The sequence below is a fragment of the Flavobacterium helocola genome (assembly GCF_038289885.1).
In the GTDB taxonomy this organism is placed as follows: Bacteria; Bacteroidota; Bacteroidia; order Flavobacteriales; family Flavobacteriaceae; genus Flavobacterium; species Flavobacterium cheniae.
Map to the genome: position 1 here is coordinate 69,050 of NZ_JBBYHT010000001.1, position 13,599 is coordinate 82,648.

Annotated in this window: 8 protein-coding genes; all 8 read left to right on the plus strand. The window is 29.7% G+C overall.

Annotation, left to right across the window (positions count from 1 at the left end):
• Window positions 1–54 precede the first annotated feature (54 nt).
• Complete coding sequence (locus tag AAEO58_RS00330) at window positions 55–4,404, plus strand: CusA/CzcA family heavy metal efflux RND transporter (protein ID WP_341681012.1); 4,350 nt, start codon at window positions 55–57, stop codon at window positions 4,402–4,404.
• Window positions 4,405–4,414: 10 nt separating this feature from the next.
• Complete coding sequence (locus AAEO58_RS00335; RefSeq protein ID WP_341681013.1) at window positions 4,415–5,704, plus strand: efflux RND transporter periplasmic adaptor subunit; 1,290 nt, start codon at window positions 4,415–4,417, stop codon at window positions 5,702–5,704.
• Between the two features lie 40 nt (window positions 5,705–5,744).
• Complete coding sequence (locus AAEO58_RS00340; RefSeq protein ID WP_341681014.1) at window positions 5,745–6,062, plus strand: heavy metal-binding domain-containing protein; 318 nt, start codon at window positions 5,745–5,747, stop codon at window positions 6,060–6,062.
• A gap of 16 nt (window positions 6,063–6,078) precedes the next feature.
• Complete coding sequence (locus tag AAEO58_RS00345) at window positions 6,079–6,435, plus strand: heavy-metal-associated domain-containing protein (protein WP_166125797.1); 357 nt, start codon at window positions 6,079–6,081, stop codon at window positions 6,433–6,435.
• A 2-nt stretch (window positions 6,436–6,437) separates the two neighbouring features.
• Window positions 6,438–6,803, plus strand: a complete 366-nt coding sequence (locus AAEO58_RS00350) for a DUF3703 domain-containing protein (RefSeq protein ID WP_166125795.1) — start codon at window positions 6,438–6,440, stop codon at window positions 6,801–6,803.
• A 10-nt stretch (window positions 6,804–6,813) separates the two neighbouring features.
• Window positions 6,814–8,805 carry a heavy metal translocating P-type ATPase gene (locus AAEO58_RS00355; RefSeq protein ID WP_341681015.1) on the plus strand — a complete coding sequence of 664 codons (1,992 nt, stop codon included), beginning with the start codon at window positions 6,814–6,816 and terminating at the stop codon, window positions 8,803–8,805.
• A gap of 242 nt (window positions 8,806–9,047) precedes the next feature.
• Window positions 9,048–12,122, plus strand: coding sequence for an Eco57I restriction-modification methylase domain-containing protein (locus AAEO58_RS00360; RefSeq protein ID WP_341681016.1), 3,075 nt, complete (start codon window positions 9,048–9,050; stop codon window positions 12,120–12,122).
• Between the two features lie 8 nt (window positions 12,123–12,130).
• Window positions 12,131–13,465, plus strand: coding sequence for a hypothetical protein (locus AAEO58_RS00365; RefSeq protein ID WP_341681017.1), 1,335 nt, complete (start codon window positions 12,131–12,133; stop codon window positions 13,463–13,465).
• Window positions 13,466–13,599 lie beyond the last annotated feature (134 nt).

Sequence of the window (13,599 nt, forward strand, 5' to 3'; positions counted from 1 at the left end):
ACAACTTAAAAAAGAAAAACAGTTCTCTGTTTATTAATTCATTATACAATAAAAATGTTAGATAAAATCATTCATTTTAGTATCAATAATAAATTTATTATTGGGCTTTTCACACTCGTATTAGTTATCGTTGGTAGTTATTCACTATATACTTTACCAATTGATGCATTACCAGACATTACAAACAATCAAGTACAAATTATTACAAGTTCGCCTACTTTGGCAACACAAGAAGTAGAGCAATTTATTACCTATCCAATAGAGCAATCAGTTAAATCAATTCCTGATATTGTTGAACTTCGTTCAATAAGTCGTTTTGGATTAAGTGTTGTAACCGTTGTATTTAAAGAAGAAATAGATATTTATTGGGCAAGAGCTCAAATTACAGAACGAATAAAAGAAGCCGAAAACACCATACCAAAAGGAGTTGGTACACCTGAAATGTCACCAGTTAGTACAGGTTTAGGTGAAATATACCAATATGTAGTATTTCCTAAAAAAGGATTTGAAGAAAAATACAATGCAACAGATTTAAGAACCATTCAAGATTGGATTATAAAACCCCAATTAATCGGTACAAAAGGTGTTGCTGAAGTGAATACGCTTGGTGGAAATCTTAAACAATATGAAATAGCTGTTCAGCCTGATAAGCTGAAAAGTATGAACACTACAATTACAGAAATTTTTGATGCGTTAGAAAATAACAACGAAAATACAGGTGGTGCATACATAGATAAAAAACCTTATGCTTATTTTATTAGAGGTGTGGGAATGGTTAGTAGTATTGACGACATCAATAAAATTGTAGTTAAAAATCAAAACGGAATACCAATACTTATTCGTGATGTAGCCAATGTTCAAATAGGTAGTAGTATCAGATATGGTGCGGTTACAAAAGATGGAAAAGGCGAAGAAGTATCAGGAATGGTTATGATGCTTAAAGGCGAAAACAGTGGCGAAGTTGTTAAGGTTGTGAAAGAAAAGATGGAACAAATCAAAAAATCACTTCCAGAAGGTGTAGAAATTGAGGCGTTTATGGATAGAACAGTTTTAGTTGACAAAGCTATTACTACGGTTCAAACCAATCTTATTGAAGGTGCTTTAATCGTGATTTTCATTTTAGTATTATTGTTAGGTAATTGGAGAGCTGGTTTAGTAGTAGCTTCAGTTATTCCATTAGCCTTATTATTTGCCATTTCAATGATGAAACTTTTTGGAGTTAGTGGTAATTTAATGAGTTTAGGAGCAATCGACTTTGGGTTAATTGTAGATGGTGCTGTTATTATTGTTGAAGCGATTATACATCGACTCCAAGTCAGTAATAAAGGAAAACTCACCACTCAAGAAATGAATGATGAAGTGTATAAAGCATCTGCAAAAATTAGAAGTAGTGCGGCTTTTGGTGAAATAATAATCTTAATTGTATATCTACCTATTTTAGCATTAGTAGGTATCGAAGGAAAAATGTTTGGACCAATGGCACAAACAGTATCTTTTGCCATATTAGGAGCATTTATATTGTCATTAACTTATGTTCCAATGATGTCAGCTTTGGCATTAAAAAAACAAACAGGACATAAAAAGAATTTTAGCGATAAAATAATAGATGCAATTTACAATTTCTATACACCTATTTTAGAAAAAGCATTACGAGTTAAAGAAGCAATTATTGGTGTAGCTATTGCCTTATTTATAGGCTCATTATTTTTATTTAATACATTAGGTGGTGAGTTCATTCCCACACTTGATGAAGGTGATATTGCAACGCATTTAATCATTGCTTCGGGTAGTTCATTATCTCAAGAAGTGGAAGCAACTACAAAAGCAGAACAAATTTTAAGAGATAAGTTTCCAGAAATTAAAATGATTGTAACCAAAATCGGTTCGGCTGAAATTCCTACAGACCCAATGCCTATTGAAGCTGGAGATATGATTATTCTCTTAAAGGATAAAAGCGAGTGGACTTCAGCAGAAACCAAAGAAGAATTAATGGAAAAAATGGAACATGCTTTGTCTGATATTCCAGGTGCATTTACCGAGTTTTCTCAGCCTATTCAAATGCGTTTTAATGAGTTAATGACTGGTGTAAGAAGTGACGTTGCAGTTAAAATTTTTGGTGATGATATTGATATGTTAGTTAGCAAAGGTGAAGAAGTTGTACAGTTAATTAATGGTATTGAAGGTGTTTCAGATGCTAAAGCAGAACGAGTTGCTGGCTTGCCACAAATAACAATTCGTTATAATAAAGACAAATTAGCACTTTACGGATTAAAGATTGGCGACTTAAACAGAGTTGTTCGTATGGGATTTGCAGGCGAAACGGCTGGTGTTGTTTATGAAGGAGAAAAACGTTTCGATTTAGTAGTGCGATTAGACAATGATAGCAGAAAAGATATTGAAAATTTGAAAGCTCTATTCGTAACCTTACCGTCTGGAAGTCAAATACCTTTAGAACAAATTGCTGATGTAAAATATGAAGATGGACCAATGCAAATTTCTCGTGAAAACGGAAAACGTAGAATTGTTGTAGGTTTCAATGTTCGTGGTGCTGATGTAAAAACGGTTGTAGAAACTATTCAAGCTAAATTAGACGAAAAACTAAAATTACCTGAAGGTTATTATACTACTTATGGTGGTCAATTTGAAAATCTTATTGAAGCTAACAAACGACTTTCTGTTGCTGTGCCAGTTGCTTTAGGTTTAATTTTAGTGCTACTTTATTTTACATTCAAATCAATTAAACAATCGTTATTAATATTTACAGCTATTCCATTATCTGCCATTGGTGGTATTGTAGCTTTATGGCTACGAGATATGCCGTTTAGTATTTCAGCAGGTGTAGGATTTATTGCCCTTTTTGGTGTAGCCGTATTAAACGGAATTGTTTTAATAGGGTATTTTAATGAACTTAAAAAACAAGGTATGGATAATGTATATGACAGAATAAAAGAAGGAACAAAAGTAAGATTAAGACCTGTTATATTAACAGCTGCCGTTGCTTCACTTGGGTTTTTACCAATGGCAATAAGTAGTAGTGCTGGTGCTGAAGTTCAAAAACCATTAGCAACTGTTGTAATTGGTGGATTAATAACGGCTACTTTACTAACATTAATAGTTTTACCTATTCTGTATTTATATTTTGAAAAAGGAATAAAAATCAAAAGAAAAACTATGAATAATTCGGCTTTAGTAATAGCTTTTTTATTGGGTTCATTTACTGTAACTGCACAAGAAACTCAAAAGCTTGATGTAAAGCAAGCAGTTGAAATTGGATTAAAAAACAATCAAAATATTCAAGCTTCAGAATTAGAAGTAAAAATGCAATCACAAATGCAAAAAACAGCATTTGAACTTCCTAAAACGGAATTGTTAGGTACTTTTGGGCAAATAAATTCGCAAGCTCAAGATAAAAACTTTCAAATTAGTCAAAGTTTTAATCCTTTTCAAATAAGTGCTAAAAGAACCTTGCTTGCAGCATATAGCAATGCCAGTGCAACTAAATTAGGGGTTTCAAAGCAAGAAATAACCTATTCAATTCGTCAATCTTGGAATACCTTATTATTTTACGAAAAACAAAATACCGTTTTAGAAAAGCAAAATATAGTAATGCAAAAATTTGTGAAGTCTGCTAATTTAAAGTTTCAAACAGGTGAAACAAATGCTTTAGAAAAAACAATTGCATTGGCAAAGCAACAAGAATTAGAACAAAAAATAAAGCAAAATAAAACACAAATTGCAATTGAAAAATCAAAGCTAAAAGTAATTTTAGACCTAAAAACTGATTTTATGGCAATAGATACTTCATTTGTGCCATATCCCGCTATTGCAAAAGTTGATACTACAATGGTAAAACAAAACCCAATAGTTCAATTAGCAAATCAACAAGTTCAAATAGCACAGGCAAGCCATAAAGTAGAAAAATCTGCATTATATCCAGACTTTTCAGTGGGTTATTTTTTACAGTCTATAACAGGTAATCAAGATGTAAACGGAACATCAACCTATTATAATAATTCACCACAATTTCAAGGATTTTCAGTTGGTATTGCAGTTCCGTTATTTGCAGGAAGTAATATTGCAAGAGCGAAAGCTGCAAAAACTAATATTGAACGTGAACAGAAAAATGCTGACTATATAAATCAGCAATTTAAAAGCCATTTAGAACAACAATCCGAACAATTAATTACATATAGTTCGTTAATTGATTATTATAAAAACACAGCATTACCAAATGCAAATTTAATAATCAAAAATGCAACAAAAGGGTATCAAAACGGAGATATTTCTTATGTAGAATATGTTCAGAGTATAGAAACTGCAAGTCAAATTCAGCTAAATTATAACGAAGCGATTTATAATTATAATCAAACTATAATTACAATTCAATATAGTATCAATCAATAATAAAAATAAAATGAAAAAATCAAATATCATATACGCATCAATAGTAGGAGCAATAATTCTTGCTATTATTTTATATTTTTCTTTGCGTCATACTGAAGGTGATGGACATGTACATACAGATGGCGAAGCTCATACGGAAGAAAGTCATTCGGACGAAAAAGAACCAACAACAATTAAAGAAGTGGAATTAAATGAAGCTCAGTTTAAAGCATCAAGTATAGAATTAGGTACTTTTTCAGATAAAAATTTAAGCGAAGTAATTAAGGCAAATGGATATACGAAGTTGCCACCTCAAAATCAAGCTGATGTATCAGTTTTCACTACAGGAATTGTAAAAACAATAAATGTAATGGAAGGACAAAGAGTTAGCAAAGGACAAACTATTGCAACAATTGAAAGTCCTGAGTTTACCAAAATTCAAGAAGCTTATTTAACTTCAAAAAGTAATTTAGAGTATTTAAAATTAGAATTTGAAAGACAAAAAAAATTAAGTGATGAAGAAGTAAATTCTAAAAAAGTTTTTCAAAAAACTAAATCAGATTATGAAATTGAGAGAGCAAGATTCAATTCATTGCAAAAACAACTAAATACTTTGCACATTAGTGGCAGTGGAAATACTACGGCTACAGTGCCAGTACTTGCGCCAATTTCAGGAAATATTACAGAGATTTATATTAAAATTGGTAGTAATGTAGAAACTGGTAAACCATTAATGAATATAGTTGATAATTCTAAATTACACGTAGATTTATTAGTGTATGAAAAAGATTTATTTAAAGTAAAACAAGGTCAAAATGTTCGCTTTATTTTGACCAATCAAGATAATACCGAAATTAATGGAAAAATATTTAGCGTTGGTAAATCTTTTGAAAACGAAACAAAATCAGTTGCAGTACACGCTGATATTTCAAATAATCAACAAAAATTAATACCAGGAATGTATGTAAATGCACTTATCGATGCAGGAGCAAATACTGTTAAAGCTTTACCAACAGAAGCAATTATTAAAGCAGATGGTAGAGAGTTTATTTTTGTTTTAGAAGAAGGTCATAAAGAAGAAGTTGCTCACGATGAAAAAGAAGGACATAATCACGAAGATGGTGACAAGCACGAAGAAGCTGAAGGAAAAACTTTCCATTTCCAACGTATTGAAGTAAAAACAGGTACATCGCAATTAGGATATACACAAGTAACATTACTTCAAAAAATAGAACCTAATGCAAAAATTGTACTAAAAGGAGCGTATTATGTACAAAGTCATTTACTAAAAAGTGAAGGCGGTGGCGGACACGCACATTAATAATATTCAACATTAATTCATCTAAATAAATAAAATTATCATGAAAAAATCAATTTTAATTTTGGCTTTTGCCATTGCAACATTAAGTGTAGTTTCTTGTAATAAAAATGAAAAAACAGAAGTTACAACAGAACACGAAGGTCATAATCACAAAGAAGGAGAAGCTCATAAAGCAGCTTATGAATGCCCTATGGATTGTGAAAAAGGTAAAACCTATGATAAAAAAGGAACTTGTCCAGTTTGTAAAATGGAATTAATTGAAGCCAAAGCAGATAATCACGAAGGGCACGACCATGCAACTGAAAATCATGAAGGACATGACCATTCAAAAGAAAACCACGACGGACATAATCATTAATTTAAAAAAATAAAATATGAAAAATTCAGTTTTAAAATTAATCGTATTAGTTGTATCATTATTTTTCTTTTCAAATTTTGTTTCAGCTCAAAAAACAACCCAAAAAGCTGTAATCAAAACTTTTTTACATTGTGATCATTGTAAGGAATGTGAAACCTGCGGTCAAAAATTCAAAACAGAAATACTTAAAATAAAAGGTGTTAAGATGTATGAATTAGATGATAAAGCAATGACTTTTACAATTTATTATAATTCAAAGAAAACCACTTTACAAGCAATTAAAGAAGGTATTTCTAAATTAGGATATGATGCAGATGAAGTAAAAGCTGACACAGAAGCTTATGAAAGTTTAGATGGTTGTTGTAAAGCATAGGTATGAAGTTTAATATCAAAATGCCAAATAAACTAATTCCTTTTTATCAAAAAGAGTTAGAAGCCGTTAAGGATAATTTAAAGCAAGATAATTTACAAACTGCTTGGTATCATTTGGAGCGTGCCCATATTATTGGGCAAAAACATCCTTATGAACACACATTTGTACATTGGAAAATGTTGCAGTTTGGTATTAAGATAAAAAGTTCAAAAGAAATTATTGGTCAAATTCCACGATTATTGGTAGGTGGTGTAAAATCATTTGTTGGTCATATTCCAGTAGGTAATACAGGTGGTGCAAATGTACCACCTTTAAAAGTAATGGAAATACCTGAAGATATTAAAGAAATTTTAAATTCGAATTCATAACAATTATATTATGGAACATCAGCACATTTACGACAAGCAAGGAAAACAAATTTGTTGCTCATTAGAAGAAAAAATAAATAAAAAAACCGAACATCATTCTGATGATGACGGACACGACCACGACCATTCAAGCGAGGAAAAATCAACGTTTCAAATGTTTTTACCAGCAATAATAAGTTTTGTTTTATTATTGATTGCAATTGGTTTTGATAATTATTTTACACAATCTTGGTTTACAGGTTGGGTAAGAATAGCTTGGTATGTTTTAGCTTATATTCCTGTTGGGTTTCCTGTACTTAAAGAAGCGTTTGAAAGTATTAGAAAAGGTGATGTGTTTTCAGAATTTCTGTTAATGTCAATTGCAACGATTGGAGCATTTGCGATAGCTGAATTCCCTGAAGGTGTTGCTGTAATGTTATTTTATGCTATTGGCGAAATATTCCAAACATTGGCTGTTCAAAGAGCAAAAGCAAACATTAAAACATTACTCGACCAACGACCAGACGAGGTTACTATTTTAGAAAATAATGTGGCTAAAACAATCAAAGCTTCAATGTCTAAAATTGGCGATATTATCCAACTTAAAGCTGGTGAAAAATTAGGTTTAGATGGCGAATTACTTTCTGATACATCTTCTTTCAATACGGCTGCATTAACAGGAGAAAGTAAACCAGATACAAAAGCAAAAGGGGAAACAGTTTTAGCAGGAATGATAAACCTAAATTCGGTATGTCAAGTAAAAGTTACAGTTGCTTATTCAGATAGTAAATTATCAAAAATTCTTGAAATGGTGCAAGATGCAACTTCTAAAAAAGCACCAACAGAATTATTTATCAGAAAATTTGCAAAAATATACACTCCAATTGTAGTTGTTTTAGCCGTTGCAATATGTTTGTTACCAATGTTTTTTGTAGAGAATTATCAGTTTAATGATTGGCTGTATCGAGCATTAATTTTCTTGGTTATTTCTTGTCCTTGTGCTTTAGTTATTAGTATTCCTTTAGGATATTTTGGAGGAATTGGTGCAGCTTCAAAAAACGGAATACTATTCAAAGGGAGTAACTTCCTTGATGTAATGGCTTCGGTTCAAAATGTTGTAATGGATAAAACTGGAACAATGACCGAAGGAGTTTTTAAAGTTCAAGAAGTTGTTTTTAATTCCGATTTCAATGCAGCCGATATTTTGCAACTGGTTAATGCTTTAGAAAGTCAAAGTACACATCCAGTAGCAACCGCCATTCATCAATTTGTTGGTAAAATTGATAGTGCAATAGTTTTAAAAGATGTAGAAGAAATATCGGGACACGGATTAAAAGCCAATGTAAACGGAAAAGAATTGTTAGTTGGAAATTTCAAACTAATGGATAAATTTTCTATTACTTATGATATTGACCCGACAAGTATTGTTTACACATTAATTGCAGTAGCTTACGATAAAAAATTTGTGGGTTATTTAACTATTGCAGACAGCATAAAAGAAGATGCACAAATCACAATTGACAAACTAAAAGTTTTAGGAATAAAAACCACAATGTTAAGTGGTGATAAAGATACAGTGGTACAATTTGTAGCTCAAAAACTTGGAATTACAAATGCTTTCGGAGATTTACTTCCAGAAGATAAAGTAAACAAAGTCAAAGAAATTATAGCTAAAAATGAAACCGTAGCTTTTGTAGGCGATGGTGTAAACGATGCACCTGTAGTTGCTTTAAGTAACGTAGGTATTGCAATGGGCGGTTTAGGAAGCGATGCCACAATAGAAACCGCTGATGTTGTTATTCAAGACGATAAACCAAGCAAAATACCTTTGGCAATAAACATAGGTAAACAAACCAAAAAAATTGTTTGGCAAAATATCATTTTAGCATTTAGTGTTAAGGCAATTGTTTTAGTTCTCGGAGCAGGTGGTTTAGCTACAATGTGGGAAGCCGTTTTTGCAGATGTAGGTGTTGCGTTATTAGCTATTTTAAATGCGGTTAGAATACAGAGGATGAAGTTTTAGTTCATTTGATTAAATAGAAACTTAGTATTTAAACTGCTTTGCAATACATTTTCAAATAAATAAGCTTTTCCATTGCAAAGCAATTAACGGACATTTCAACATTTATCATCTATAAAACGCACTAAAACATACGTTTGCAATGCTTTTTCAACGTTTTTGCAATGGTTGGTTTGTTAATAAGTATATTTTACTTAACAATTAAATTTTTATAAATTGTACTCTCAATTAAGCAACTTATAAAAATGCCATTATTTCAAAATTCCGTAGTTTCCAAATACTTAAAAAATCAAAACTCAACTTTGCTTTTGCAAAAATGGGAAGCCTATAAAAAGCACTTCCTAAATTTAAAAGTTCAAGAGGATATTAAAAGTCTGAAAGAAGAACAATATCAAGGCGAGTTTTTAGAAGACTTGTTTGTTAAGATATTAGGCTACACCAAGCCAGCATCTTCAACGGAAATAAAATTTAATCTTACTACCGAATATAAAAACGTAAAAGACAGCAAAAAAGCTGATGGAGCAATTATTATTGAGGACAAAGTAAAAGCAGTTATTGAATTAAAAGGCACAAACACAACCGACTTAGGTAAAATTGAAACACAAGCGTTTGGATATAAAAACAACCAACCCGATTGCGTTTATGTGATTACTTCTAACTTTGAAAAAATCCGATTTTATATTGATAATGCTATTGAGTTTTTAGAGTTCAATTTGTTTCAATTGACACAAACCGAATTTGAATTATTGTATTTATGTTTAGCTTACGAGAACCTTTCTAAAGGCATTGCAAAAACTATTAAAGATGAATCGGTAAGCCAAGAAGACGTTATTACCAAAAAACTATACAAAGATTATTCGCTTTTTAAAAGAGAATTATATCAAAATTTAGTGGTTTTAAATCCACAATATGAACCGATTGAACTCTTTAAAAAATCGCAAAAGTTATTAGATAGATTTTTGTTTATTTTCTTTGCCGAAGACCGAAACTTATTACCAACCAATTTAATTTTTCGTATCAATAAAGAATGGCAAAATTTACGCACAATGCGTATTGAAGTTTCTTTATATGATAGATATAAAATATATTTTAACGATTTAAATAGTGGTGCAAAAGTACAATTACCAGCCTTTTCTCAAACAGCATCGCACACTATTGAAGAACACCAAATTTTCGCTTATAATGGTGGATTGTTTAAGGCTGACGATATTTTAGACAACATTAAAATTGACGATGCTTTGTTATTTAAGCACACTGAAAACTTAAGCAATTACGACTTTGCAAGCGAAGTTGATGTAAATATTTTAGGGCATATTTTTGAAAATTCGTTAAATGAATTAGACGAAATTAAAGCACAATTAGAGGGCGGAACTATTGACAAAACGAAAACCAAACGTAAAAAAGACGGCGTTTTTTACACCCCAAAATACATTACCAAATACATTGTAGAAAATACAATTGGCATGTTGTGTGAGGAAAAGAAAACCGAATTGCAATTGGCAGATGAAGATTACACAACAGACAAAAAAAGACAAAAGAAAACTTTACAAGCTTTAATTGATAAAGTAGAAAATTATAGAAGTTGGTTATTGCAACTAACTATTTGCGACCCTGCTTGTGGTAGTGGTGCATTTCTTAACCAAGCCTTAGATTTTTTAATTGCAGAACACCAATATATTGACGAACTAAAAGCTAAATTATTTGGAGATACCTTTGTGTTAAGTGATATTGCAACAAGCATTTTAGAAAACAACCTTTTTGGTGTAGATCTAAACGAAGAAAGTGTTGAAATTGCCAAGTTGGCTCTTTGGTTACGCACCGCACAACCGAACCGAAAGCTTAACGATTTAAACAGCAACATACAATGTGGTAACTCGTTAATTGACAATGTAGATGTAGCTGGTAATAAAGCTTTTAGTTGGCAAAATGCTTTTCCTAAAGTATTTGCGAAAGGAGGTTTTGATGTGATTATTGGTAATCCGCCTTATGGTGCGAAATTAGATGAAGTTTCAATTAATTATTATAGAGAAAAATACGATTCTGTTATTGGACATTCAGAGGTTTATTATATTTTTTCTGAAAAAGCTATAAATGAATTAACAAAACAAAATGGAGTTATTGGGTTTATTATTCCAAATGCTTGGCTATCTAATAAATACGCAAAAAAACTAAGGGAAATATTGATTTTAAAAACAACAATAAAGAACTTAATAAATTTCAATAGACAAATTATTTTTGAAGACGCAAATGTTGAAACATCGATTTTTATTATCGAAATAAATAAACCTAAACCAGATAATATGGTTCTCGTTGGACAGGACTTAATGACTCAATATAACTTCAAACAAAGTGATTGGATTCATAATGAAAATTATTTGATTTCATTTGCCTCTGACAACAAAATTGATGAGATATTAAAAAAAGTAAATAAAGCAGAATATAAGTTGTCGGATAAATTAGACGTTTCAAATGGGTTTAAACCATATCAAGCAAATTATGGTATAAATCTGCTTGGCGTTCCTTTAACCGTTGAAGATGTTAAAAATAAAATTTATCATTCAAATATTAAATTAGATGATAATTTTAAAAAAGAAATTAAAGGAAAAGGAGTTAAGAGGTACTCTTTTTTATGGGAAGAAAACTATATTAAATGGGGTAAGTGGCTAATGTCACCTAAAGCAATACATTATTTCGAACAACCAAAAATATTAGTAAGACAAGTAATAAGCGACTATCTTTTTGCTTTTTTAGATGATGAAAAATATTACGCAGACCAATCACTTTATGTTTGCACAAACTTTATTGGTAAAAATGAAAAATTAGAATACTATACGGCATTATTGAATAGTAAATTATTTGGTTTTTACTTTAGAAAATTTTATTCTGAAGAAGATGATTTATTTCCTAAAATAAAAGTCAATGAATTAAAAAACTTACCAATCCAAAAAGCTGACAGCAAGACAATTGAAAATTTATCAGTTGCTTCGGTTTTAATGATTGAAAAAAACAAAACATTACAACAGCTACAGGCTAAAGTTATTAATATGTTGCAAAGGGATTATGGTTTAGAAAAGCCAACTAAAAAACTTGAAACTTGGTACGAATTATCGTTGCAAAGCTTTTTTGCGGAGTTGGCAAAAGCCAAAATTGTATTGTCAGCAGTACAAAAAGATGAAGTTCAAGAGTATTTTGAAACCTACCAAAAACAAGCCGTTGAAACAAAAAACCAAATCATTGCAACGGACAAACAAATCGACGCAATGGTTTATGAGTTGTATGGATTGAATGAGGAAGAAATAGAAATTGTTGAGAATAATTAAAGGGTAAGATGGTTTTAGATAATGTGTTTTTTTTGTGTGTTGCAATAGTATTAATTGAAATTTTTAATGAGTTTAGAATAAATAATTATGGAAGAATTTTAGATAGATTTTTTTATCTTTTTAATGTGAGAAACATATTTAATACAATCAAGATTTCTTCTTTTTTATCTTTTTTAATAATCATATTTTTTAAAGATGTTCCTTGTTTTAAGGATATTTATTTTATTATAAAGAAACTCGGCATACTTGAATTAAATTATATACCTGCGATTGCTTTTACTTTATTAATAATTGTTTTTAGATATGAGCGATTAAAAACAGAATTTGGATACAGCTATACTACAAATAGTAGTATAGTAGTAAACTTAAAATATATTGTTTTCAGATTAGTTTCATTTGTATTTGTCTTTTATGTTTTTAAGTATGTCTTTATTGGTATTTATCAATTAGATACTTACTTTTTGGAAAATAAAATGAGTTTATTTGATTGGTATAATATTGAATTAATTAATAAAAGTTTATTATTTAAAAAAGGAGTTTATTTTTCTTTTGTAATTGTAACATCTTTCTTCTTTTTAATAAACAATGGGTTTTTGAAAATAAACTCATCTTATGGTGAAGAAAAAAACATTAAAATAGATTTTATTAAATATTTATTTGTTTCATTTGTTCTTTGTATTGGTCTTTTTTTAAGTATATATTCAATTTTAAACGCTTTTTATTCAATAAATAATTCAAGCTTTAAAGATTTTATTTCTTATGATAATATATTTGGAATTCTACCTATAAGATTTGCATCAATAATCATTCTTTATAGTTTTTTAATATACTTTTACAAAAATGTACTTGAGGAAAAAATTGTATATTTTATAGTTATATGTTTTATTCCATTAAAGTTAAAGGAGAATTATTCAAAAAGAAGTATTTTCTATAATCCTTATAGTATCATTGATTTCAATGATAGAGAAACTTTATATTTTTCTCAAATTTCATTTTACATAATTAATATTGCAATTTCAGAAATAGCTTATATAAATAATATTAAAAGTGTTTATTTTAGTTTGCTAAATATTATTATATTATTCATTATTGATGATTTTACTATTATTAATTCGTACTCAAGAGGATTTTCCGACACAATGAAATGGCACGTAATTAGAATTTTTTCGGCAAACTTATTAATGTTTATAAGTTCAATTATACTATTATCAGGTTCGGAATTATACATACTCTTAATAATTTATTTATCGTTTTCAATTTTTTTAAGTTTTATTTACTTCTCAAACTTCGATAAGGTTATTAGGGGAATTAGAAATGAAAAAAAGTATATTTCTAAATGGTAATATATTAATAGAAACAACAATATATAATCTAAAACAGAATTATGATAAAAGGAATTAATAAGTTTTTTAAAAACTTTTAAGAAAAAAAGTCGATTACACATTTAAGTTTGAATTTTCAATTTATGATGTAGCTT